Origin of the sequence: Streptomyces chisholmiae (assembly GCF_031845445.1) — a bacterium.
Classification (GTDB): domain Bacteria; phylum Actinomycetota; class Actinomycetes; order Streptomycetales; family Streptomycetaceae; genus Streptomyces; species Streptomyces chisholmiae.
The window spans coordinates 1-434 of record NZ_JAVREO010000224.1; the positions used below are offsets into that span (position 1 = coordinate 1).

Here is a 434-nt window from a genome sequence, read left to right on the forward strand (position 1 = left end):
GGCGTTCGTGGTGCTGCGGGACGACCCCGGTGCCGCGCCGATCGCGGCCGAGGAATTGATCGGCTGGAGCCGCGAGCGCATGGCTGGCTACAAGGTGCCCCGGTATGTCGAGTTTCTCGACGAACTGCCACTCAATGCCACCGGCAAGGTGATGAAGAACGAGCTTGAGGCGCGGGTTGCGGCGAGTCCGGGCTAAGTGCGCGCACAGCGCGTAAACATCATTTCCGCAGGTAAATGGTCATTTATGCGCCTGCTATCGATGATGTACTCTCGGGTCACTACCGCAAACTGATAACGTAATTCTCGTTAAGCAGGCTGCTGAACGGACAGGAGGTCGGCATGCCGTCCCGCAAGCCTTCGTCGCCGGTACTCGATACTAGCGAAGATGACGCGTCACCGAGCGACGCACTGAAGTTGGCCGAGCAGGCCGAAGC

At 60.6% G+C, this 434-nt stretch carries 1 protein-coding gene; it reads left to right on the forward strand.

Going from position 1 to position 434, the window contains the following annotated elements; genetic code table 11:
• On the forward strand, nt 1–196 hold a 196-nt coding region (locus tag RM844_RS32920; RefSeq protein ID WP_449657340.1), incomplete at its 5' end, for an AMP-binding enzyme.
• Nucleotides 197–434 lie beyond the last annotated feature (238 nt).